The organism is Komagataeibacter sp. NFXK3 (assembly GCF_054182245.1).
Window position 1 is genome coordinate 18,472 of record NZ_JAPIVJ010000016.1, and the last position, 21,436, is coordinate 39,907.

The following is a 21,436-nucleotide window of genomic DNA, read 5'->3' on the forward strand; positions in this document are numbered from 1 at the left end:
GCTGCCTGCGGGCAGGCCAGTCCTGTGATATTGTATATGGCGGCGCATCACGGTGTGCCGCCATATTCATAACTGCCGCATGGCGCGGGCGAACAGGAAGGCACAGGGCGATGCACAGGCGCATGTTGAACTGCATGGGGGGAATTGGCCTTGCCATGCTGGCGCATGGGGGCACTGCCGGGGCGGCGACAACGGCCTTCAACAAGATGCCGGATTACGAGAAATTCGGCATTACGGTTTCCTCCGCCTACCATGTGCGGCGCTGCGAGGTGACGGTGCGCGTCAATCCCGCCCGTTTTGCCCAGAGTGCGGGCGCGCTGGAAAACGAGGGCATTCTCGATAACGCCACGACCGACCTCATCAACAAGCGGCCCGAATACTATATCGGCCAGGCCATGCACGAGATCGTGCCGACCATCATCTACCATACCTTCCTGCGCTATACCGATGCGGCGACGTGCCGGTTCATGTTCCGCAACCGGGCGGGGCAGGATGATGCGCTGTATGGCTATGCCGTGTCCGAGCCGACCTTCCTCAGCTTTGTCGTGCGCAGCCACACCATGACGCAGGTGGACTGGTACAAGGCCAGTTTTGACGAGATCAAGGAAGTCTCGGCCCAGTTCAGTGAAGACCCCGCCTACGCCACGCCCGCAACCCAGGAGGAAGGCATTCCCCCGGCGGCCGCCACGGGCCTGCCCGGTGCGGGTGATGAGGGGCCGGGGGTGACAGACGGGCTGCGATGAACCACAAACAGGCATGACCACTACCCCGCCGGAATTTCCATCGCCCTTCATGGACCAGTTGCGCGACCTGCTGCGCTGGCGGCGTGATGTGCGCCATTTCCGCCCCGACCCGGTGCCCGAATCCGTGCTCGATGACCTGCTGCGCACCGCCTGCCTTGCGCCCTCGGTCGGGCTGAGCGAGCCGTGGCGCTTCGTGCGCGTGGATGATCCGGCCCGGCGGGCTGCGGTCCGGGCTGATTTTGCCTGCTGCAACGAAGCCGCCCTGGCCGACCGTGACGGGCCGGATGCCCTGCGCTACGCGCGGCTGAAACTGGCCGGGCTGGATGATGCGCCCCACCATGTGGCCGTGTTCTCCCACCCCGATCCCGCCCAGGGGCGCGGACTGGGGCGGGCGACCATGCCGCAGACCACCACCTGGTCCACCGTCATGGCCATCCATACCTTCTGGCTGGCGGCGACCGCGGCAGGGGTGGGGGTGGGCTGGGTCTCGATCATCGACCCCGGGCGGGTTGCGGCCGTGCTGGAGATGGACCCCGCACTCGAACTCGTGGCCTATCTGTGCGTGGGCTACCCGGCGGCTCCCGCCAGCACCCCCGAACTCGAGCGGCGCGGCTGGGAACGCCGCGCGCCCGAGCGGCGGCAGTGGATCCGGCGCTAGGCGGCAGGCGGGGCGTTACCCATGCGTGCCAATGAGCGGATGCTGCGCACCCTGGCCCGGGTGCCTGCCCATGCCACGCTGCAGGTGGCGCGTCGTTTCGCCCCGGTGCTGGATGCGGGCATTGTAAACGAAGGGGAATGCACGTACCTGGCCTATTGCCGCGCACGCACGGCCCTGCCCGCGGGCAAGGCCAGCCCTGATGGGACGGGGCGGGAATGCTGGGTCAATTGCCTGCATGTGGAAGACTGGTACCGGACCCATGTGCTGCTGGCCGCCCTTGGGTTTTCCGATGCGGTTTTTGCGTTATGGGAGAAGCAGCAGGGCAGCGGTGATGGCCTCGTGTGCCTGATCTCGAAAAGCCGGGTGGCGGGCAGCGCGCGGCAGGCCGTTGTGTGGAAGATGCACCGCCATCGCCCTGGCCACGACTGGCTAAGATCTGTCCGGTTATGATGATGCGGTGCTGGAGCTGGCATCACGCGCTGACATCGCCCTTGTAAAGGAGCGGCTCTGCTTGCGTGCATGAGGGGCAGGCATGCCAGGTAAGGGCCAACGCTGCCGGTTCTTGTGTATTCATGGCGCGGTTACATGGGGCTGGCCCGTATCACGGGGCCGGTATTATGGGCCATCTTAATGGATGGTTGAAAAAACGGGTGGCAGATATTCGTTAAATCCGGTTTTGCCTTGCGCCTGTTTCACCCATTGTACCGACCGGATTTCAGGCCGGGGGTACAGGCACCTTGCGGCTTTGTATCGCGTATCTGGTCCGGGCATGCCCTGTCTATGTTCCGCTAAGAAATCATGATGACCTGCCCGGCACGGAGGACTGAACGCTGCTGCATCATTTCGAATACCTGTTCCAGCATTATGGCTATGGGGTCATTACTTTCATTGTCATGCTGGAAAGCATGGGCCTGCCGCTGCCTGCCGAGACGCTGATCATTTCCGCCTCCGTCTATTGTGCCGCCACCCACCGGCTCGATATCCGCTGGGTGGCCCTTGCCGCCGTGATGGGCGCCGTCATTGGCGATAATATCGGTTACATGATCGGGCGCAGGGTGGGGCTGCCGCTGCTGCAGAAATATGGCAGCCGCATCAAGCTTACGCCGCAGAGGCTGCTGCTTGGCCGCTTCCTGTTCCGCCACCATGGCAGTGGCATCGTGTTTTTCGGGCGTTTTATCGCCCTGCTGCGTGTTTTCGTGGCGCTGCTGGCCGGCGCCAACCACATGCCCTGGCCGCGTTTCATGATCTTTAATGCGCTGGGTGGGCTGTGCTGGGCAGGGGGGTACGCCACCGGGGCGTATTACCTGGGCCGCAAGGTCACGCAGGTATCGGGGCCCGCGAGTATCGGGCTTGGCCTTGCGGTTGCGGTGGGGCTTGTGGCGAGTGCCGTGTTCCTGCGCCGCAATGAACAGCGCCTGACCGCGCAGGCCCTGCGTGAGGCCGAGGCGGAAAATGCGGGGGGCGGAACACAGGCCGCCTGACCGTTATGGTCAGGCGCTTTTGGCCAATGGCTGCTGTGTCTGTTGCACCTGGGCCGGGCCGGGCAGGCGTGCGAGCAGATGCGGGCGTTCATGATCTGGCAGCAGGTCGGCCAGTGTTGTTGCGTCCAGCACGCTCATGAAGGCGCCCAGCGCGATAGAGAGCACGCCGCGCAGCTTGCACATCTCCGAAAGGATGCAGCAGCTGCCATCGGCGTGGCTGGGTTCACAATGGACCAGTTGCAGGTCATCCTCGGTCTGGCGCACGACATCGCCAATGCGGATATCCTCGGGGGGATGGCCAAGGATCAGGCCACCGCCACGACCGCGCCGCGCATCAACCAGCCCAAGGCGCGACAGCCGGTGGATGACCTTGACAAGGTGATTCTCGGAAATGTCATACGCGCTGGCGATCTCATGGATCGAGACACGCCTGTCGGCATGCAATCCCATGTATAATAGCGTGCGTAAGGCATAATCGGTGTGCAGGGTCAGGCGCATACCGATAGCTAGCATGGCGTGAATGAGCAGAAACAGACCTCTATAAATTGCATAATGAATGCATATTAATGGGCGAAATCCTCTCCAACCCTTGGTTTTGGGGCCTTGATTGCGCTTAAAGGCGACAAATTCGGTGCTATAGTATCACGACAATGTGATTGAAGTAACAGATAACCGCCATCATCCTGCCTCTATCCTCACAAGCGATTCCGGTTTGTGAGCCAGCATGGGAAAAGCCCTGTTTTCCAGAATTAAATATCATATTTCCAATGACTTGATATCTTAAGTCTCTCGTTGCGCTTCCTGCCCGGGTGGGGAAAGGAAGGGAGGCTGACACACGATTTCATCATGCGAGTGATTAGGGTGAGCAATAAGCGTCGGCGTCAGTGGTGGCAGGAGGTGCGTTTCCATGCGCCGGACCGGGGCCTGGCAGGGGCCCGCATGCGCGCTGCGGCATTGAGATAATATTAAAAAAACTAAGGAAAACCACCAGAAAACAGGCACAGACTGCTGAACCCCACCACCCGCGTGGCAGGGATTCCTGCACGCCCGTAGCCTTGTCTGTCATGTGATCTGCATCTTGAAATGCGATTCGCACTACTTTTGCGCGCGCCTGATGCGTACCATCCCGCCTGATCCGTGGTGATACATCTGGCCTGGGGGCCATAAGCCTCCCCGGCCAGTGGCTGGCTATCCTGCACGCATGTCCGTCCGCCTTATTCCGCCTTTCCCGTCCTGGTGCGCCCTTGGGTCAGGGAGGAGATAATGCATCAGGTGCATAATTTCACAGGAACATCCCTATAATCGCATTCTGTCCAGAAAGGTAGGGGGTATGGGTATAACAGTTTTTTTATGCTGCCCTGCCTGCACGCCGACCAGAGGGGTGTTGCACGCCTACCTTGCAAAACCGGGGGGGCGTGCGTTACTTGCGGCGTTATCTTCTGATGAATGGCAGCAGGATTGTTGATTTGGCCGAGCCCGTAAAACGTAATGCCAGCGGGCGCACGCGCGCCATTGTGGTCGCGCTGCTGCTGGGTGTGGTCGTGGGGCTGGGCCTGCATGCGGCGGGCCCGGCTGCGGCCGAGGCCGCCACCCGCTGCGCAGCCCTGCTGACGGGGCTGTTCCTGCGGCTTGTGCGCATGATCATTGCCCCGCTGGTTTTTGCCACCCTTGTGTCGGGCATTGGCAGCCTTGGCGATGGCACGCAGGTGATGCGCATTGGCGGGCGTATCCTGCTGTGGTTCATCGTCGCCTCCTTCCTGTCGCTCGTGACCGGCCTGCTGGCCGCCAACCTGCTCCAGCCCGGCATAGGCTTTACCGTGCCGCAGGGCGTGGGCGATACGGGCCTGGCGCATGCACATTTCGATCCGGTCGAGTTCGTGCTGCATGTGGTGCCCACCAGCATTTTTGATGCCATGGGCCGCAACGACATTTTGCAGATCGTGGTGTTCTCTGTCCTGTTTGGCCTGGCCCTGCCCGCGGCCGGCAAGGGGGCGCAGCGCATGATCCTGCCCTGGACCGCCGAACTCGCCCGCATCATGCTGCGCATGACCGATATGGTGATGTATGCCGCCCCCGTGGCCGTGTTCGGCTCGGTCATGGGCAGCGTGGCCCATAGCGGCGTTGGCATCCTAGGCATGTTTGGCGTGTTCCTGTGCAAGTTCTACGGCACGCTGGGCGTGCTGTGGGTGCTGCTGACCACCATGACCTTCTGCGTGCTGGGCAGGCGCGTGTTCGCACTGGCGAAGCTGCTGATCCAGCCCATCCTGCTTGGCTTCGCCACCGCGAGCAGCGAGGCGGTCTATCCGCTGCTGGTCGAGCGGCTGGAGCTGTTTGGCGTGCCCGACCGCATCAGCGGCTTCGTGCTGCCGCTGGGCTACAGCTTCAACCTTGATGGCTCGGTGCTGTTCCAGTCCTTCGGCGCGCTGTTCATTGCGCAGGCCTATGGCATCCACATCCCCGTAGGCCAGCAGATCGCGATGGTGCTGGTGATGATGCTGAGCAGCAAGGGCATTGCGGGCGTGCCGCGCGCCGCCCTTGTCACGCTGGCGGCCGTCATGCCGCAGTTCGGCCTGCCCGAGGCGGGGCTGGCGCTGATCCTGGGCATTGACCACTTTCTCGACATGGCGCGCACGGCCACCAATGTGCTGGGCAATGGCTACGCCGCCGCCGTCGCGGCCCGGTGGGAAGGCGAACTGGCCGATCACGCGCTGGAGGAGGGGGCGTAACCCCTGCAAAGATTCAAAAGAATGCCGCCTTTTTGAAAAAAGGCGGCATCCGGAAACTTCTGTTTTATGCCTTGGCCAGTGCCGCGCGCAGCTTTTCGTCCAGCACGTCAAGGAAAGGCTGGGTATCAAGCCATTTCGTGTCCTTGCCCACCAGCAGGGCGAGATCCTTGGTCATCTGGCCGCCCTCCACCGTCTCGATGCATACGCGCTCGAGCGTATGGGCGAAGTGGGTGACATCGGGCGTGTCATCGAATTTGCCGCGATAGGCCAGGCCGCGCGTCCAGGCGAAGATCGAGGCGATGGGGTTGGTGCTGGTGGGCCGCCCCTTCTGGTGCTCGCGGAAATGGCGGGTCACGGTGCCGTGGGCCGCTTCCGCCTCCACCACGTCGCCCGTGGGGTTGAGCAGCACCGAGGTCATCAGGCCAAGGCTGCCGAAGCCCTGGGCCACGATGTCGCTTTCCACGTCGCCATCATAGTTCTTGCACGCCCAGACATAGCCGCCCTTCCACTTCAGCGCGCAGGCCACCATGTCATCGATCAGGCGGTGCTCGTAGGTCAGGCCCAGCTTTTCAAACTCGGCCTTGAACTCACGCTCGTACACTTCCTGGAACACATCCTTGAACATGCCGTCATAGGCCTTGAGGATGGTGTTCTTGGTGGACAGGTAGACCGGCAGCCTGCGGTCGCGCCCATAGGCCAGCGAGGCGCGGGCAAACCCCTCGATCGAGGCGCGGGTGTTGTGCATGCCAAGGGCCACGCCAGGGCCCTTGAAGTCATGCACGTCAAGCACCTGCTCGGGGCCGCTATCGGCCGGGGTATAGCGCAGCGTGACCTTGCCGGGGCCGGGAATGCGCGTTTCGGCCGCGCGGTAGATGTCGCCATAGGCATGGCGGCCGATCACGATGGGCTGGGTCCAGTGCGGCACGAGGCGCGGCACGTTGGTGCAGATGATTGGCTCGCGGAAGATGGTGCCATCAAGGATGTTGCGGATGGTGCCATTGGGCGAGCGCCACATCTTTTTCAGGCCAAACTCCTTCACCCGGTCCTCGTCGGGGGTGATGGTGGCGCATTTCACGCCCACGCCGTAGCGGCGCACGGCCTCGGCGGCGTCCACGGTCACGCGGTCATCGGTTTCGTCGCGGTGGGTGATGCCGAGGTCATAATATTTCAGGTCGATGTCGAGATAGGGCAGGATCAGCCGCTCGCGGATGAAATGCCAGATGATGCGGGTCATCTCGTCGCCATCCATCTCGACAACGGGATTCTTGACCTTGATCTTTGCCATGGTACGTCTGTGTGCCTTTGTTGAATCTGGTTTTTTTGAAGGGTGTTTTCTTGTGGCGCCCGTCTGCGCGGGCCCTCCCGGCGGCCCGCATTATTAGGCGCGTGCCCGGACGATAAAAAGCATTGCCGCATGCCGGTTCGTTCACAAACGTGCCAGCCCCGCGGCGCGGGGCCGTTTGCCGCCATTGCGCGCGGGTCTACCCGCCTGTGTGTGCCCGTGGCATGAAGGGGCAATGAACAGGCTCTCCCCTCCGCGCAGGTTTCTGCATCGGTCGCGCTCATGGCGGCAGGCATGGCCCGATGCGCTGCTGGGGCTGATGGCTGGCCTGGCACTGCTGCCCGCCTGCACGGCGTTGCAGGGCATTGCGCGCGCGCTCATGCTGTGGGGGGTGATCGCACTCGCCTGCAACAGCAGGCGGGTGCTGCTGGCGGCCTTGCTGCCTGCCGTCGTGCTGCTGCCGGGGGCTCTGTATTACATCCATATCAGCGGTGTGCCGCCGGGTTATCCGTTATGGCTGATCCTGTTCTACTGCTCGGTGCCGGTAGTGATGGGCTATGTCGCCCCGGTGCTGCCATGGCTGTGCGCGTGGGCGGTGCTGTGGTCGGGGTTGGCCGCCCTTTACCTGTCGCGCCCGCGCGGGGTGGTGGTGCCGTGGCCGGGCCGGTGGCGTCTGGGCGCGGTGACGGTGCTGGTGACGGTGCTGGTGGTGCCCGTGATGCGGCTGTGGCACAGCCTGCCCCCCACCCGTGCGGGCACGGAGAACCCGCTGGTGGCCATCCATGCCCATTTCGACCGCGCCTGGCCGTGGAGCCTGCTGACCGGCTATGCGGCAGCAAGGCGCGAGACATGGCGCGTAACCGCCATGGCGCGGGGCATCAGCCATGAGCCGGTCGAGTTTCTCACCCCGCCCGCACCCGGTGCGCGGCAGGTGATCGTGCTGGTCATTGGCGAGAGCGCGCGCCGCGACCACCATCACGGCTTTGGCTACGCCCTGCCCACCACGCCTGAAATGGACCACCTGCCCGGCCTGCTGCGCTTTGACAATGTGGTTACGCCCTTTGACTACACGGTGGGTGCCGTGCCGGTCATCCTGTCAGGCTATGACCGGCTGCGGCCGGGGTCCGTGCCGGGGCATGACCTTGTCTCGGTGTTCAATGCGGCGGGGTTCGATACGTGGTGGATCAGCAACCACCCCCGCCTTGGCCCGTATGACAGCGTGATCGGCGCCTATTCGGAGCAGGCGCACCATATCGCCTATACCACCGTGCGGGGCGGCGTGATGGGCCGCCCCGTGCTTGATGAACAGATGCTGCCCGTGTTCGATCAGGCCATTGCCGGGGCGAAGGGGCCGGTGCTGGTCGTGCTGCACCTGTTTGGCAGCCACGAGAATGCGGCGGATCGCGCCCCTCCAGGCTTCGCCCATCTGGGCAGCGCCTATGACAACAGCATCGCCTATACCGACCATATCCTTGCCCGCGTACAGGCTAGCCTGCAGGCGCATGGGGGTGAATCTGCCCTGTTCTACGTGCCGGACCATGGGGTGCGGGTAAATGAATGCTCAGGCGGCATCCCCGCGCATGGCGATGTGCGCGCAGCCTATGAAGTGCCGCTCTATTTCTGGGCCTCGCCTGGCTGGCAGGCTGCCCACGCCCCGGCCATGCAGGCCGCGCGCGCCAATGTGCATGCGCCGTTTACGCTGGCCAGCATGCCCGCCAGCGTGCTTGAGGCGGCGGGGCTGGCCTATGTGGGGCTGGATCGCAGCCTGTCGGTGCTGTCAGCCGACCCCGCCCGCCCGCGCCGGATCGTGCATGGCGATAGTGCCGCCAACCAGAACGTGGATTACGACCACAGCCATGATGACCAGAGCTGTCATATCGCGCGTGATTAACCGGCGATGACTTAAAAAGCTTCGAAGGAACGCCGCCTTTTTGAAAAAAGGCGGCACCCAAAAACTTTTAACTTTTTTCAGGCCTTTTACTTGCCGTTGGGGTGGTCCTTGCGCCAGGCGTCATAGCGGCGCTTGTCCAGGCAGTAGGCCAGGTCACGATAGAGCTGGATGTGGCGGATGTGCGTGACGTCCTCCTGGCAGCCGATCTTGTCGCTGTCCTTGTATTCCTCCCACGCGGGTTGCAGCACCAGGGCGCGTTCCTTTTCCGCCGTGACGCAGGCATTGGTCACCTCGTCGCCAAACTCGGTGGTGCAGTCATCCACTACCGGATAGGCGGGAAAGGTCAGCGCGGGAGCGGGAAGCTGCACCTCGGGGCGGATGTAGAGCGAATTCAGTTCCGCCTCGGGCACGTCGGCGCGGGCGGCGGGCACGCAGGCTACGGCCAGCGTGCCCAGCAGGGCACAGGTGATGATCTTGTTCATGTCTGTATGCCTTCATTCGAAAAAGCGCGGCATGGGGCTGCGCGCCTTATGTGGCCATAATGCCGGTTCCTGCCAAGGGGAATGGGGATATGCGTTTTCTATGGCGGTGCGGCCATCAGATCCCGCCACGCAGGCCAGTCCCGCACGAGCCGGGCCAGCACGTCGTAGCCTGCTCCGCCGGGGTGCAGCCCATCACCCCGGGCAATCCCGCCACACCATGGGGCGCTGCCCAGCAACGGCGCCCAGACGGACAGGAAGGGCACGCCAGCCCGGCTGCATGATGCCGCCATGGCCTGCTCCAGCACGCGGGTGCGCTGGTCGGGGCCGGGCCGCCCCACGGGCGGGGGGCCGATCATCAGGGTTGGCCACCTGCTGCGGGCCTGGTGCAGGATCCGTTCGGTGGCGTGCAGGCTGTCGGCGTGCGCAAGCCGGGGCTGGCCTGCGGCATCGGGCATGACGTCATTGGCCCCGAAGGACAGGACAATGCCGCCATCATCGCGCCCGTGCAGCCGCGCCTGCGCTTCAGCCTGCCAGCGCAGCGCAATGTCGTGGCTGGTCTGGCCCCTTACGCCAAGGTTGTAGAGGGTGAGGTCGTGCCCGGCCTGCCGCTCGCATGCGCAAAGCCGACCGGCCCAGCCCTGGCAGGTTTCATCGCCCGTTCCCGTGACATAGCTGTCACCGATAAAGCAGAGTCGCATGCGGGCATGATAGGCCCGGGCCTTGGGCGAAGGCACTGGCATTTCTCTACTTTCTTATTTTGTTCTCACGTTTTAGACTGGCTGTGCCACGAATGCAGGGGAGCAGGAATACAAATGCGGGCAGGCATCGCGCCATGGTTGGGCTTGTGGCTTCTACTGGCCCCCGTGTCCGCGCTGGCAGCCCCCACCTCCTATCAGGTCGCGCCTGACGCCATAGGGTGCACGCAGGCGGCCAGCCTGCGCCGGGTAGCGGAACTGCCGCTTTCCATGCCTGCCGCGGCCTACGGGCAGGCGCTGGCCCAGTTGCATTGCCAGCGCGCTGACGGGGCGGGAACATGGCAGTTACTGGGCACGCGCGATAATGGCGCCGTGGTGCGGTTGCGCGCCCTGCCGGTGCGGCGGGGGAGCGCGCCCCTGTATTTTGCCGCCAGTGCCGTGCGTGTAGCGGGTGCCGCGCCCGCAGCACTGCCATCGGGGGTGTGGCGGCTTGTGCTGGCGGGCGGTGTGGCGGTGCTGTTGTGGCCCGTGCTGCGCTATGGCGCGCGATGGTGGCGGCGCAGGCGGGCGTGGCAGTTGTGCGGGCAACTGGTGCGCCGCCATGCCGAGGCCCTGCGCATCCGCCGCAGGCAACTGGTGCAGTTCAACAGTTATGGGGTGGAGCGCACCACGAAGTGGGAGCGCGAGCAGGCCGAATTCGTCAAGACAATCATCCAGCCCGCCCTGCGCGGCAGAAAGCTGGAGGGGCTGTGGCCAGCCCTCGCCCGGCCCGTGCTGGCGCTGGTCGATCAGGTGGCGCGTCAGGCCCCTTCGGGCAGCGAACCCACCGATGGCTTTTCACCCGACATGGACCCCATCGCCTATGAGCGGTACTGCGCCGCCCGCCTGCGGGGCTGTGGCTGGGATGCCCATGCCACCCCGCCGGGCGGTGACCAGGGGGCGGATGTCATTGCCGTGCATGGTCCTGTCAGGCTGGTGGTGCAGTGCAAGCTGTACCGCAACGCGGTGGGCAACGAGGCCGTGCAGCAGATTGCAGCCGCCCGCCTGCATTACCATGCCGATGTGGCGGCCGTGGTCTCGAATGCGGATTACACGATTCCGGCGCGGCAGCTTGCGCGCTCCAACAACGTGTTCCTGCTGCACCATGATGAACTGCCCGCCTTTGCCGCCCGGCTGGCGCGGGCGCGCAAGAAGGCATGACGGACATATTGTGTCATAACATGACACGGGCCCGCCTGCCCGCTCGCGCGCCCCATCCTGCGGGTGAGGCGCTCAGTCCTTTGCAGGCTGGGAAACTGTGGGAGAAGGCCGGTTGCGCGTGCTCAGCCGGACCGTAATCAGCAGATGGGCGATCATACGTGCAGAGTTGCTCATGGATCATACCTCCTATCCTCTTCATACATGAATCGTTTCGTAAAAGCGAAGGTTTCCTGAAAACTGGTTCCATTTTGTGCCGCGGTTGCGCCGCAGGGCGGCCATCCCCATCTACAGGCAGGAACGAAACAGGACAGGATCAGGGCTTGAGACGACATCGGGTGATGCTGGACGGGCGTGAGCTCTATGCTGGCGCGCAATGGACGCACGTGCAGCGCTTTGCCGCCGCCCTGCAGGCCAGGGGGCAGGACGCCGTGGCGATTCGCGATGAAACACCCCCGCCGCCGCGCGCGCCACGCGCCCGCCTGCGCGGCCTGCCCCCGCGCGCCACGCCACCCGCAGGGGATTGAGTGGTGGCGTATTGTTATCTGGTCATCGCCATCGTGGCGGAGGTTACGGCAACATTCTGCCTGACCCTGTCCAGCGGCTTTACGCGGCTGGGTCCATCATGCGTGACGGTGGTGGGGTATGGGGTGGCGTTCTATGCGCTGTCGCTGGCATTGCGGGTTATTCCCACCGGCGTGGCCTATGCCATCTGGTCGGGTATTGGCACGGTGCTCATTACACTGGTCTGCCGCGTGGTGCTGGGGCAGAAGCTCGATCTGGCCGCCATTGCGGGCATGGCCCTGATCGTGTGTGGCGTGCTGGTCATGAACCTGCTTTCAGGGGCAGGGCAGCACGGATAAGGGCCTGGGGCGCGGTTTTTTTTGCAAAAAGCGTTGATGAAGGCGGTCCGTTAAAAAAGGCTGGCTCCGCAGGGAGCCAGCCCATGTCACGCTCAGCGGCGGTGACCGCCACCGGCCCCATGCCCGCCGCCGCCGGGTCCGCCAGGGCCACCGGCCCCATGCCCGCCGCCACCCGGACCACCACCGCCAGGACCACGGCCCGGCCCGCCGCCCATGAAGGGGCCACCGCCACCACCCCGGCGGGGACCGCCAAAGCCGCCGCCACGGGGCCCGCCGCCGCGCCCTATGTATTCCGGCGCGCCGCCATAATAATCGCCATACCCATTATAGTAGCCGCCGTAACCGTAGCCGCCATATCCACCATATCCGCCATAATAGCCGCCGCGCGGGCCGTCCACGCAGGCGCTCAGGCCACTGGCTACAGCCAGTACGCAGAGTGATCGGGTCAGTTTTTTCATGGGGCAAATCGTCCTTATTGTCATTGCGGGGGCAGGGTCTGGGCCTGCGGGGCGCTATGAATGCACTAAGGCGACTGTTCCGGTCTTTTCACGCGCATGCAAGGGCGTGGGGAAACCGTGGTTCCGTTTTTTCACATAAAGGGGTTCTGGGCGAAGTTTTTTTCAAAAATCTTCAGAAAACGCGGCTTTCTTCCCTCCTTTCCCGCCATGTGGAAGGAGGATGGCCGGGGGAGAAGGTCTGGCCTTCCCATCCCGGCCTGCCTGCTTATTTCAGGCCGTCGGCCTTGGCGAGTTCCTTGACGCGGCGCAGCAGCGAGGTTGCGTAGTCTTCCGCTTCCATCTTGGAGCTGAACCCGGCAATGCTGCCGGTCAGGCCACCGATGTTGATCTCAAGCGCGAATTTGCCCTGTGCGTCGGGTCCGGTCGGTACGGCTTTGCTCATGATGGCATCCTGTTCTTCATGGTGTGTATCAGGGACACACGGCGGTGTCCGTTCCACCATAGATGGGGTGGCGCGGGCCCGTCATCCAGACCCGTCCCTGCATGGCAGGATGCCGCGGCGCAATCTTGACATGGCGGCGGTTGATACAGGGGTCCTGCCGCCGGTTTTGCACAGCCAGGGGTAAGCTTGTTACAAGGGCTGCTTTTCATGGCGCGGCATGACTGCCGTCAGCACCCCCAGCCAGGAGACTGCCCCGCATATGATGAAACGCCTGCCCGGTTTCTTTCAGATGGCCCGCCTGTTCGACCTGTTCGAGGAGGGGGTGATGCTCATCCTGACCCTGCTGATCGTGGTGATCGCGGGCACCTCGCTTGTGCATGTAGTGGTGGCGGTGGGGCGCATGGTGCTGACCTCGGGGCTGAACCCGACCAGCCCGGAGGTGCTGCAGGGCATTTTCGGCATGTTCTTTACCGTGCTGATTGCCCTTGAGTTCAAGCATTCCATTCTGGTGCTGCCCGATGCGCAGCCGCACAGCATGATCCGCATGCGCTCGGTGCTGCTGATCGGCATGCTGGCCACGGTGCGCAAGTTCATCGTCATCGACCTCAAGGAAGTCGATGTGATGGAACTGCTGGCCCTGTCGGCCGCCGTGCTGTCGCTGGGCATTGTCTACTGGCTGGTGCGCGCGCCCACGCCCGGTGCCACGGCACCCACCACGCCTGAAGAGTAGAAGAATAAAAGTTTTTCGGTGCCGCCTTTTTTAAAAAGGCGGCGTTTTTTACGAAGCTTTTTGAAAAAGGCTTCACCAGGAACTTTTATCTTTTCAGGTCTTATTTTGCGCGGGCAAGGTCGTCTTCAAGCTTTTTCATGCGTGCGGCAAGCGCATGGGCATGTTCGGGGCGGTCCTTGAGCGCGATGGCGTGGTCGCGGCGCACCTGCTCGAGTTCACGCTCGAGATCGGTATTGGACGGCATGCGATGGTCTGCGGACATGAACGGGCTCCATAAAAAAAGGTGGTTTCCGTTCATGTCGGAATGGATTGGGACTGGCACAACCTGTTTTTTGCGCGGATGTGGTATGCCGTGGCGGATCAGTGGCTTGCAGCGCGCAGGGGCGCTGGCATGATGCGCGTCAGGATTTCAACGCGCATGAGGGAAAGGAGTAAGGGCTGATGGATTTCAAGGACGGCGATATCGTGGTGGTGAAGGATGATGCTGCGGTCAGGCCCGAGCAGCGCGGCTTCAAGGGCGCCATCGTGGAGATGATAGAAAACGGGCAGGTGCGCGTGCGCAATGACAAAACCGGCAATGATGCCTGGTTTTCGGCCAGCGACCTGCGCCACGAATGACGGGGCTGCGGTCAGTCTCCATCCCACAGGCGCAGGAAGGCGTATGGATAGGCCATGCAGGTCCGCATCAGGTCCATCATGCGGCCAGGCCATTCGGCGCCAGGCGCGGGGGCTGTCAGTATCTGCATGGCCGTGCTCCTTGAATGCTTTTGCACAGGAAGGTGGGCCTAAGGGGCCAGCCCGTTATCCCTGTAACGAAATGCAAGCATGAAAGCGGTCGGGGCGGGTATCACATCTGCATGAGTGATGCGCCGTTGCGCGGCAGGCGCATTGCCGCCGCGCATGCCGGGTTTGGACGGTTGCGCCCACATGGTGATAGAAGTACGAAAACCGGCTACGCCGGGAACCGGACTGACAGACAGCGAAGAGATTTGATGAACCGCGGCAAGATTGTGAAATGGGGGACCATCGTGTCCCTGCTGCTGATGATGGGCAGCGTGGGCGTGCTGGTGCGCGGCATGACGGCTGACGGCATTGGCCCCATCTCATGGATGGTGGCCGAGGGACTTGCGGGGCTGGGCCTGCTGGGGCTGGGAATCATCAACATAAGCGGCGGGCGCGACTGAGCGCCCGCCAGGGCGCCGGGCCTGGCCGCCCCTCAGTTACCCATGCCGGGGCCACCTGAGCCGCCCGGTCCGTCATCGGGCGAGTCCTGGCCGGGCGAGCCGGTCATGCCGCCCACGCCGCCGCTCTGGTCGGCATCGCTGGGCGGGTGGCCGGACTGGCAGGCTGCCAGCGTTGCGAGAAGCAGCAGAACGGTAATTTTTTTCATTGAGGGTTTGCGTCCTTCGATCACGATATGGCGAGGTATGTAAGGATATTGGTGCCGGAATCAAAGCCTTTCCCCGTATCTTTAAGGGGTGGAGGCTGAAACCGGTTCCACGCCAAGGCGGTAGATGGTTGTTTCATCATATGTCTGGCCGGGGCGCAGTTCGATCGAAGGGAAGTCCGGGTGGTTGGGGCTGTCGGGGTAATGCTGGGTTTCAAGCGCTATGCCGTCGCCCTGCCGGTAGGTGCGGCCTGAAGGCCCGGCATAGGCGCCATCAAGGGAATTGGCCGTATAGACCTGCATGCCGGGCTGGGTGGTCAGCACCTCGAGCACCCGGCCCGATGCCGGGTCGCGCAACCGGGCCGCAGGCACCGGTGTTGCGGCATGGGCGGGGTTGATGACCCAGTTCTGGTCATAGCCGTGGGCATGAAGCATCTGGGGCATGCTGTCGCGCAGGTGGGCGCCGATGCGCTGTGGCGTGCGGAAATCAAGCGCCGTGCCCGCCACGGGGGCGATGGTGCCGAGCGGCAGCGCGTTGGCATCGGTGGGCGTGTAGGCATCGGCATTGAGCTGGAGCACATGGTTTTCCACCGTGCCGCTGCCTTCGCCGCCCAGGTTGAAATAGCTGTGGTTGGTCAGGTTGACGACCGTGGGCCGGTCCGTCGTGGCGCGGTAGTGCAGCGAAAGCTCATTGCGCGTGTTGAGCGCGAAGGTGACATGCGTGGTCAGCGTGCCGGGAAAGCCTTCCTGCCCGTCGGGGCTGACGAGCTTCAGGGTTACGCTGGCGGTATCCGCGGCAAGCTCCGTGCCCTCCACGGTCCACATCTGTTTGTCAAACCCCCGTCGGCCGCCATGCAGCGCGGTCGTGCCCTTGGTGGGGGGAATATGGTAGCGCTGGCCTTCCAGCATGAAGGTGCCGTGGGCAATGCGGTTGGCCACGCGCCCGACCGTTGCCCCAAAGAACAGGCCACCGCGGGCACTGTCCACCGTGTAGCCCGCCAGCGTGGGGAAGCCCAGCACCACGTCATCGACATGGCCGGTGCGGTCTGGCGCCTCAAGGGCGGAAATGATGGCCCCATAGCTCAGCACCTGCACGCGCATGCCGTGCGCATTGGCCAGGGTGAAGCGCTCCACCTCCTGCCCATCGGGCGTTGCGCCAAATGGCGCGCGGGCCAAAGTGGGCGCGGGCAAAGGCTGCGCCAGGGCCGGGCTGGCCAAGAGCAGGGTGGCCGCGAACAGGGCGGCGTTCATGCGTGAAAAAAGGGCCTGCATGGCGGCTTCCTGTCAGCGCGAAGCGATATGCGACGTGTTTGCGGGTGGTTTGTCTTGCCGCTACTGGCATGATCCTGCAAAACAGTCTCGTGATGTGGGGTCTGGCATGCATGGACATCGCACATGCATATGAAAGGGAGACAATGGGATACAGGGTAGTGTTGGCAGTGATGGCCGGAGGACTCGCCTGTGCTGGCCTGGCGGGCGGCGCGCGGGCGGCACTGGCGCAGGAAGCTGTCTCCCCCGCCCCGCACGTGGCGGCGAACCTGCAGAAACTGCCGCCGTACCAGAATAAGGTGAACGAATATATCGACCTTGCCTCGGTGCAGGCGCGTGGCACCCATTCCTCTGCCACGTTCATCCAGGATTTTGACGAGGACATGATCCGCCACGGGCTGCCTTTTGCCTCGGTGCGGTTTTCCGTCGTCTATAACTGCGCGGGCGATACCTATCGCACAATGGCCTATTCCACCTGGTCGGGGCACATGGGCACGGGGCACCGTATTGCCGATGGCCCGGTGCCGCGTGGCGAAATGACGGTCGACCCCTCCCTGCGCGACGGACGCCGCATTGCCTGCGGCAAGGTCACGCATGGCGAGGGGGAGTGAGTCTCCATCCCTGTGGATAAAACGGTAAATAATGTGGATAAACGGGTGGACGGGCCACGGGCTTACGCACCACATGGCTTAGGGAACAGATAAAAATGAGCGATCAGGCGGTTGTGGACAGTCATGTGATTGACGCTGTGGCGACGGCGCTGGAGGGGAACGCGGCACCCCCGGCCCTTACCCCCGCCGCGCGCGAGCAGGCGCGCGCCTTCATGCAGCGGCTGGAGCAGCAGGGTCTGAGTGTGACCCCGGCAGGCAGCGATTCCGCCCTGCGCCTGATTTCAGACGGGTTTATCGACCTGTTCTCGAACGAGGACCGCAAGCTGAAATACGGCTCCCTTCTTGTGCTGTTCGTGGTGCTGGTCGTGCTTTACGTGCAGCCGCTGGTCATTCTGTTCGGGTTGCTGCTGAGCGGCGTGATCTTTTTCATACAGGCGCTGCGGCGCGACAATACGGCGAACTGACAGGTCAACGCCTGTGCTACGGGCAGGTTGCATGGCTGTAACCGCCGCAGCTTTCAGGTCATGAAAGTTTCCGGGCGCCACCTTTTTTAGAAGTGTCAGAAGAAACTTTTATCGTTTCTGGTCAGGGATCTGTCCTGTCGCGGCCTGTGGCGTTGCGGTCGCGTTCTTGGCGGGCAGGATGTCATCGCTGCCGCTTGAGCCTGATACGAGCTGCCACTGCCGCCGGTCATCCTGATAGCGCGAGAGGCACATGAGCAGGGCCTGGTATTTTTCCAGCCGGCCCGGATCATTCACCAAGGACAGGCATGCCCCACGCAGGTCGCTGTCATAGCCGGTCCAGTGCGCGCCGAGCGTGGCCTGGCTTTTCTGCTCGGCGCCGACGCATTCGCCATCCGTATCGAGCATTTCCACATGGGCACGGTCGCAGTTGGCGGCAATGTCGTATTGCGGCAGCGCCACCTTGCGCCCGTGCTGGGTGTCATAGGGGTGGTGGGCCAGTTTTTCTATGTCCAGTCCCGGCTGGGTCGGGGGGGCGGCTGCGGCTGGTTGCAGCGGGGGCGGCAGGCTCTCGCCATGGGCCATCGCGTAATGGGCCAGGTCCTCAAGGGCGGGCATGGCACCCTTGAGCGAAAACGAAACGGGATCATGCTCGAAGGGGATGAGCGCGCCGGTGCTGGCGTTTTTGAGCGCATTGATCATGTCGGGCACGGTGTCGGGCTTGAGGTCGCCGCCCGCCGTGTCCCATTTCTGGCCGGTCAGGAAGGTCTGGAGGGCGACGGTGAACTTGCCGATCATCGCCATGGCGGTTTCCACGCCCTTGGGGTTGCGGTACCTGCCATGACGCTGGTGAAAGGCAATGCCCAGCGTGCCGCTGGCCGATCGGTAGAACATCACATCAAGCGTGCCCTGGTGCGATATGATCATGGGCTGCCCGCCGGGGCCGCTATTGGCAAAGATCCAGTCAGGATCGGCGGCGCGAGCCTGTGTTGTGGCGCAAAGGGTTCCGATTGCCAGGATGGCAGCAGGTAACAGGCGCATCCCGGCTTTTTCCTTCCAGATCCATGAAAAAACAGTGTGGGCGAACCGCATGATAACGGCCCCGCGCCCGCAGGCCAATGCCGCGCACGCACGGCGGCCGTGTCCGGGCGCGAAAATGAAAATCTTCTTTAGTATTATTATGCGCGCCTGCGTGGCACGCATCGGGCAGGCGGAAAGACATGCTTTGTAGCATGGGTTGGGCAAACCCCTTTCCTTATCCATAATTATGACAATATATGTCAACATCACGCCTGGGTGATGCCGAAACCGTCCACCATTCCGATTCGTCGGTCCTTGTTGCAATGGGATTGTCGCAAAGTGAGCACGAAATTTAAGGTTCTTCTGGGTTGCCTGGCCTGTCTTGCCCTGCCGGGCGGGGCGTGGGCGCAGTCCTATGACAACACGGCGCATGCCATGCCGGTGGCCATGCAGCCGCAGGATGAAAACAGCAGCCCCAGCCCGTCGCAGATGCTCGTTGATGAACATGGTGGCGGCTGGGTCGCCATCCATCACACGCCCGATGCCGGGGTGCATACCGACCTGTGCATCGCCGGGTCGGAAAGCGAGATTCTGATGTTCCGCGCTGATGCCGACTCGCTGCAGGTGCGCAGCGCGGATGATCACTGGACCCTGGCCAATGGCGAAAAAGGCGACATGACGGTAACGGTCGGCGCCTATACGCATGTCTTTCACATGCAGGCCAATGACGCCACGACGCTGGCTGCCACCATGCCCGCAGCCGACATGACCAGCCTGCTCGACGCCATGGCCCACCAGCATCTTGCGGTGGTGCGCTTTGGCGACCACCCGCCGCTCAGCGTCAATCTCGCGGGCAGCGTTCCCGTGCTCGACCGCTTTCGTGGCTGTGCTGAAACCCAGCATTTTGCCGATCTCGGCCAGGGTGCGGGGCAGAAATCCTCACCGTTCTGATCGTCTGACCGACCGTCCAGTCGCCGTCCAGCCGCGCATGCATGGCTGCCCGCACGTTGCGTTGTGGTCACAAACCGCGTGTCTATGGCAAAAATGGCCTTGCCGAATGCAAGCCGCAGGCTGATTTCTTGACGGAAGGACGACACGACGTGAGGCGACGTTTTCATCTTGGTGCGCTGGCCGGGCTGGCTTTCATGGCCACCGGCGTGGCGGCCACACCCGCCATGGCCCGCGAGCCCAGGGGGCATGGCGTCCCGCCCGTACCGCCACCCACGCTTGATGTCGCCTCCTTCCAGGCGCAGGCGGCGCAGTATGTGGGCAAGCCCGTGCGTATCGAGGGGTGCACCATTACCTCCGCCAATTCGGGCGGGGCGGACTGCGCCACCTTCCGTATTGCCGACCTGCCGGGCAAGGTGGACTGGAACGGCGCCATACCGCTCGATGGCCCCACGATGGAGGAAGCCTCCTTTCGCAAGGCACAGCAGATCTGTGGGGATACCGGCCAGCACGAGCAGTGCCGTGCCGATGTGACCGGCGTGGTCTATGACCCGTTTGGGGATATGGGCGTGCAGGGCCAGCGCAATTTCGAGCTGCGTCAGGTCCGCATTCACTGGCTGGCGGAACCCGCCCCCAAAAAGGGTGACACCCGCCACCCCATGCGGCAGGCCGCCCGCTGAGCACCCTGGTTCAGCCCGGAAGCCGATGCCATTTTTGAAAGACGCCGCCCTACTGCACCGGGGCGGCGTTTTTTTATCCCGCCGCGTGGCCCAGCAGGTGCGAGAGCAGGGTGAACACGCCCCCGCACAGCACGCTGCCCATGACCACCATCGGCACGATCCAGGCCTCGCGGATGAAGGTTGTCACATGCGTCATGGCGCGGCGTGTGGCCGGGCTGCGCGCGGGCGACAGGGATGGATTGAGCATGATTGCCATGGCGTGACGTCCCGGGGCGCTAGGGCCCAAAAAAGCGACTGCGGTGCGTGACCGGTGGCGCGTAATGGAGACACGGCGGCACGCTGTCAAGCATGAAAAGCGGCGGCGCATGGGGCATGCAACCCGGGGGGCGGAAAAACCCCGGTTTTCAGGCCATTTTTCACGCCCGTATGTTTTGCATGCAGGGCGGTCCTGCTGCGCCGGATGGGGCAGGCGGGTCAGTCTGCGCCTCTGGTTCCAGCCTGGGGTGATTCGCGCGGGGACGGCTGTCCTGCTGCGGGCCGCAACTGGCAGCATTGCCAGCACAACAGGGCTGCGTCTGCCTTGAACAGCGTATGGACTGGCTGTTCTTAATGGATGGGCTAACAGGACAGTTCATGCATTTTCATCAATGGATCATGGCAGCGCCCTGCCTGGCTGTTGCGTCGCCGGTTTATGCGCAAACGCCAAGTGAAGAACTGGCCGTGCCCCAGATCAGGGCAGCCCTTGCCAACCCGGACATAAAAAACCTGCTTTCCATTGCAACGCATGAAAAATGCAATTTCCTTATAGAATACAAGAATGGAAACGATCGATCTGATACCTGAAATGTATCTTTGTATAGTATAAACAACAGGTTTTTCATTAGAACGGAATATTCTGGAACAACAGTAGGCAGGTCTTGATTTTTGGTTTCTTTTCCGCCGCAGCAAGCGAAAATCATGCGATCGGGCAGAACATCAACGGAATTCAGGTTGTGACCAATGGCCAGTCCCATGATGAGAAGGCAACAGGCACCTGCACGCTCTCGCCCGCCACGCAGGAGCTGGTCTGCAACGCCCGGGGCAGCGACAGGATTGGAAAAATTACCCTCCATGAATCCGGCGTCATAAAAAAGTTGAAGTAAAAGCCCCTTTGTTCCGGGCATCATGGCCCACGTAACCTTCCTGCCCGCAGGTGACGGCCGGGCACATCCTGCCCGTCGGGAGCGTGTTTGCGTGCCCGGTTCGGCAGGTGGCAGGGCCGCAGGCGGTGGCAAGGGTTCCGGCATGGCAGGGGTGGCGGGAGCTGGCTTTGCGGGGTCTCTGTGCAAGGTTGTTGCTTTCTTGCATGGCTGCCCCTTAAAAGGCGCGTTTGGCTGGACGAGACTGGCCACTCTCACGCACGGGACCGCCCC

Annotated in this window: 29 protein-coding genes; 19 read left to right on the forward strand and 10 right to left on the reverse strand. The window is 63.2% G+C overall.

Annotated features, from left to right (window positions below):
* Positions 1-110 precede the first annotated feature (110 nt).
* From OQZ28_RS14395 to OQZ28_RS14410, 4 genes are all read left to right on the forward strand, one after another.
* Positions 111-743, forward strand: a complete 633-nt coding sequence (locus OQZ28_RS14395) for a hypothetical protein (RefSeq protein WP_458136498.1) — start codon at positions 111-113, stop codon at positions 741-743.
* A gap of 13 nt (positions 744-756) precedes the next feature.
* Positions 757-1,401 (forward strand): 5,6-dimethylbenzimidazole synthase, encoded by a 645-nt coding sequence (gene bluB, locus OQZ28_RS14400; protein ID WP_458136499.1) that lies wholly within the window; start codon positions 757-759, stop codon positions 1,399-1,401.
* Between the two features lie 21 nt (positions 1,402-1,422).
* The gene (locus OQZ28_RS14405; RefSeq protein WP_458136500.1) at positions 1,423-1,851 is read left to right on the forward strand and encodes a hypothetical protein; all 429 of its coding nucleotides are present in this window, start codon (positions 1,423-1,425) and stop codon (positions 1,849-1,851) included.
* Positions 1,852-2,294: 443 nt separating this feature from the next.
* Entirely contained in the window at positions 2,295-2,882 is a 588-nt protein-coding gene (locus OQZ28_RS14410; protein ID WP_130731176.1) for a DedA family protein, read from the forward strand.
* A 9-nt stretch (positions 2,883-2,891) separates the two neighbouring features.
* Here OQZ28_RS14410 and OQZ28_RS14415 read toward each other — a convergent pair whose 3' ends face one another.
* The gene (locus OQZ28_RS14415; protein WP_130731257.1) at positions 2,892-3,380 is read right to left on the reverse strand and encodes an Rrf2 family transcriptional regulator; all 489 of its coding nucleotides are present in this window, start codon (positions 3,378-3,380) and stop codon (positions 2,892-2,894) included.
* 968 nt (positions 3,381-4,348) lie between these two features.
* On the opposite strand from OQZ28_RS14415, the gene OQZ28_RS14420 reads away from it, so the two are divergent.
* On the forward strand, positions 4,349-5,608 hold the full coding sequence (locus OQZ28_RS14420) for a dicarboxylate/amino acid:cation symporter (protein ID WP_458136501.1): 1,260 nt from the start codon (positions 4,349-4,351) through the stop codon (positions 5,606-5,608).
* A gap of 64 nt (positions 5,609-5,672) precedes the next feature.
* Here the strand turns inward: OQZ28_RS14420 and OQZ28_RS14425 are convergent, their stop codons facing one another.
* Complete coding sequence (locus OQZ28_RS14425; RefSeq protein ID WP_458136502.1) at positions 5,673-6,893, reverse strand: NADP-dependent isocitrate dehydrogenase; 1,221 nt, start codon at positions 6,891-6,893, stop codon at positions 5,673-5,675.
* 232 nt (positions 6,894-7,125) lie between these two features.
* Here OQZ28_RS14425 and OQZ28_RS14430 point away from each other — a divergent pair, with 232 nt between their 5' ends.
* On the forward strand, positions 7,126-8,781 hold the full coding sequence (locus OQZ28_RS14430) for a phosphoethanolamine transferase (RefSeq protein ID WP_458136503.1): 1,656 nt from the start codon (positions 7,126-7,128) through the stop codon (positions 8,779-8,781).
* A gap of 86 nt (positions 8,782-8,867) precedes the next feature.
* Here the strand turns inward: OQZ28_RS14430 and OQZ28_RS14435 are convergent, their stop codons facing one another.
* Complete coding sequence (locus tag OQZ28_RS14435; RefSeq protein ID WP_458136504.1) at positions 8,868-9,263, reverse strand: hypothetical protein; 396 nt, start codon at positions 9,261-9,263, stop codon at positions 8,868-8,870.
* A gap of 98 nt (positions 9,264-9,361) precedes the next feature.
* Complete coding sequence (locus tag OQZ28_RS14440) at positions 9,362-10,003, reverse strand: GDSL-type esterase/lipase family protein (protein ID WP_458136505.1); 642 nt, start codon at positions 10,001-10,003, stop codon at positions 9,362-9,364.
* 72 nt (positions 10,004-10,075) lie between these two features.
* Between OQZ28_RS14440 and OQZ28_RS14445 the strand changes: the two genes are divergently transcribed.
* The 4 genes from OQZ28_RS14445 (at position 10,076) to OQZ28_RS14460 (ending at position 12,458) form a co-directional block, all read left to right on the forward strand.
* The gene (locus OQZ28_RS14445; RefSeq protein ID WP_458136506.1) at positions 10,076-11,158 is read left to right on the forward strand and encodes a restriction endonuclease; all 1,083 of its coding nucleotides are present in this window, start codon (positions 10,076-10,078) and stop codon (positions 11,156-11,158) included.
* A gap of 320 nt (positions 11,159-11,478) precedes the next feature.
* Positions 11,479-11,682 carry a hypothetical protein gene (locus OQZ28_RS14450; protein ID WP_242621775.1) on the forward strand — a complete coding sequence of 68 codons (204 nt, stop codon included), beginning with the start codon at positions 11,479-11,481 and terminating at the stop codon, positions 11,680-11,682.
* 3 nt (positions 11,683-11,685) lie between these two features.
* Complete coding sequence (locus OQZ28_RS14455; protein WP_130731169.1) at positions 11,686-12,018, forward strand: DMT family transporter; 333 nt, start codon at positions 11,686-11,688, stop codon at positions 12,016-12,018.
* A gap of 83 nt (positions 12,019-12,101) precedes the next feature.
* Positions 12,102-12,458, forward strand: a complete 357-nt coding sequence (locus OQZ28_RS14460; RefSeq protein ID WP_458136507.1) for a hypothetical protein — start codon at positions 12,102-12,104, stop codon at positions 12,456-12,458.
* A gap of 283 nt (positions 12,459-12,741) precedes the next feature.
* Here OQZ28_RS14460 and OQZ28_RS14465 read toward each other — a convergent pair whose 3' ends face one another.
* Entirely contained in the window at positions 12,742-12,918 is a 177-nt protein-coding gene (locus tag OQZ28_RS14465; RefSeq protein WP_165399133.1) for a hypothetical protein, read from the reverse strand.
* 259 nt (positions 12,919-13,177) lie between these two features.
* Between OQZ28_RS14465 and OQZ28_RS14470 the strand changes: the two genes are divergently transcribed.
* Complete coding sequence (locus OQZ28_RS14470; protein ID WP_308721424.1) at positions 13,178-13,648, forward strand: phosphate-starvation-inducible PsiE family protein; 471 nt, start codon at positions 13,178-13,180, stop codon at positions 13,646-13,648.
* Between the two features lie 100 nt (positions 13,649-13,748).
* Here OQZ28_RS14470 and OQZ28_RS14475 read toward each other — a convergent pair whose 3' ends face one another.
* On the reverse strand, positions 13,749-13,910 hold the full coding sequence (locus OQZ28_RS14475) for a hypothetical protein (protein ID WP_458136508.1): 162 nt from the start codon (positions 13,908-13,910) through the stop codon (positions 13,749-13,751).
* 179 nt (positions 13,911-14,089) lie between these two features.
* Between OQZ28_RS14475 and OQZ28_RS14480 the strand changes: the two genes are divergently transcribed.
* On the forward strand, positions 14,090-14,266 hold the full coding sequence (locus OQZ28_RS14480; RefSeq protein ID WP_165399131.1) for a hypothetical protein: 177 nt from the start codon (positions 14,090-14,092) through the stop codon (positions 14,264-14,266).
* A gap of 374 nt (positions 14,267-14,640) precedes the next feature.
* Positions 14,641-14,832 carry a hypothetical protein gene (locus tag OQZ28_RS14485; RefSeq protein ID WP_061273682.1) on the forward strand — a complete coding sequence of 64 codons (192 nt, stop codon included), beginning with the start codon at positions 14,641-14,643 and terminating at the stop codon, positions 14,830-14,832.
* 32 nt (positions 14,833-14,864) lie between these two features.
* Here OQZ28_RS14485 and OQZ28_RS14490 read toward each other — a convergent pair whose 3' ends face one another.
* On the reverse strand, positions 14,865-15,038 hold the full coding sequence (locus tag OQZ28_RS14490) for a hypothetical protein (RefSeq protein WP_165399130.1): 174 nt from the start codon (positions 15,036-15,038) through the stop codon (positions 14,865-14,867).
* A gap of 81 nt (positions 15,039-15,119) precedes the next feature.
* Entirely contained in the window at positions 15,120-16,307 is a 1,188-nt protein-coding gene (locus tag OQZ28_RS14495) for an aldose epimerase family protein (RefSeq protein WP_458136509.1), read from the reverse strand.
* 170 nt (positions 16,308-16,477) lie between these two features.
* Between OQZ28_RS14495 and OQZ28_RS14500 the strand changes: the two genes are divergently transcribed.
* Positions 16,478-16,915 (forward strand): surface-adhesin E family protein, encoded by a 438-nt coding sequence (locus OQZ28_RS14500; RefSeq protein ID WP_458136510.1) that lies wholly within the window; start codon positions 16,478-16,480, stop codon positions 16,913-16,915.
* Between the two features lie 95 nt (positions 16,916-17,010).
* Positions 17,011-17,379, forward strand: coding sequence for a hypothetical protein (locus tag OQZ28_RS14505; protein ID WP_458136511.1), 369 nt, complete (start codon positions 17,011-17,013; stop codon positions 17,377-17,379).
* Between the two features lie 108 nt (positions 17,380-17,487).
* Here the strand turns inward: OQZ28_RS14505 and OQZ28_RS14510 are convergent, their stop codons facing one another.
* Positions 17,488-18,417, reverse strand: a complete 930-nt coding sequence (locus OQZ28_RS14510) for a hypothetical protein (RefSeq protein ID WP_458136512.1) — start codon at positions 18,415-18,417, stop codon at positions 17,488-17,490.
* 318 nt (positions 18,418-18,735) lie between these two features.
* On the opposite strand from OQZ28_RS14510, the gene OQZ28_RS14515 reads away from it, so the two are divergent.
* Entirely contained in the window at positions 18,736-19,347 is a 612-nt protein-coding gene (locus tag OQZ28_RS14515; RefSeq protein ID WP_242621773.1) for a hypothetical protein, read from the forward strand.
* A 149-nt stretch (positions 19,348-19,496) separates the two neighbouring features.
* Entirely contained in the window at positions 19,497-20,024 is a 528-nt protein-coding gene (locus OQZ28_RS14520; protein WP_458136513.1) for a hypothetical protein, read from the forward strand.
* Positions 20,025-20,097: 73 nt separating this feature from the next.
* Here OQZ28_RS14520 and OQZ28_RS14525 read toward each other — a convergent pair whose 3' ends face one another.
* On the reverse strand, positions 20,098-20,280 hold the full coding sequence (locus tag OQZ28_RS14525) for a hypothetical protein (protein WP_130731163.1): 183 nt from the start codon (positions 20,278-20,280) through the stop codon (positions 20,098-20,100).
* A 335-nt stretch (positions 20,281-20,615) separates the two neighbouring features.
* Between OQZ28_RS14525 and OQZ28_RS14530 the strand changes: the two genes are divergently transcribed.
* Positions 20,616-20,867 (forward strand): hypothetical protein, encoded by a 252-nt coding sequence (locus tag OQZ28_RS14530; protein WP_458136514.1) that lies wholly within the window; start codon positions 20,616-20,618, stop codon positions 20,865-20,867.
* Between the two features lie 74 nt (positions 20,868-20,941).
* Positions 20,942-21,166, forward strand: a complete 225-nt coding sequence (locus OQZ28_RS14535) for a hypothetical protein (protein WP_458136515.1) — start codon at positions 20,942-20,944, stop codon at positions 21,164-21,166.
* Positions 21,167-21,436 lie beyond the last annotated feature (270 nt).